General features: G+C 45.8%; 2 protein-coding genes. Both read left to right on the forward strand.

Annotated features, from left to right (window positions below; translation table 11 throughout):
* On the forward strand, window positions 1–429 hold a 429-nt coding region (locus H5300_RS26935; protein WP_182797381.1), incomplete at its 5' end, for a tyrosine-type recombinase/integrase.
* An 18-nt stretch (window positions 430–447) separates the two neighbouring features.
* Window positions 448–732 (forward strand): lecithin retinol acyltransferase family protein (locus H5300_RS26940; protein ID WP_182797382.1); only part of this gene is annotated, 285 nt, incomplete at its 3' end.

Consider the following 732-nt stretch of genomic DNA (forward strand, 5'->3'; position numbering starts at 1 on the left):
TTACTCGCTATCCGCTTTGAAGACATTAATGATGACCGACTCATTATTCGTGAAAGCAAAACGGGCAAGCTGGCAAACATCCAGTTAAACACCAAAGCACGAGAACACATTGCCAAAGTGCGAGAGAAACACCCTGACCATGTTTACCTATTTCAATCACATCGATGTCAGCAACTAAAACATAAACCGCCACAGCCGATCTCTCGGCGTGCGGTGTCTATGGCCTTTCAACAAGTGGGGCAAGAACTCAAGCTTGCGCTGGGTACTCACTCCATGCGCAAAACACGAGGGTATTTCCTCTATCAATCCACAAAAGATATCGGTCGCGTGATGAAGATGCTACGCCACACCTCAGAGGGCGTGACGCTTCGTTATATCGGTATCACTCAAGATGAAGTCGACAAAGACTTTGTATCACTCGAACTATAACTAAGAGAGGTTTCTATCATGGAACTCTTACAACCTAGCGATCACCTGGTGGTGAACGTTGATGTACTGGGGATTACTGAGCACCATGGCTTATACATCGGCAATGATGAAGTCATCCATCTTTGTGCTCACGCTAAGCAAGTCATACTCAGTTGCTTAGCTACGTTTTCTGACGATAAAGAAATCAGAGTGAAGCGACACGCACCCTATCCACAAGATGCCATTGATTACGCAAAGCAGCAGGTAGGCAAACCTGGTTATGATGTCGCTACGAATAATTGTGAGCACTTCGTAAATCGTTGC

The sequence above is a fragment of the Vibrio sp. SG41-7 genome, from assembly GCF_014164465.1.
GTDB lineage: Bacteria > Pseudomonadota > Gammaproteobacteria > Enterobacterales > Vibrionaceae > Vibrio > Vibrio splendidus.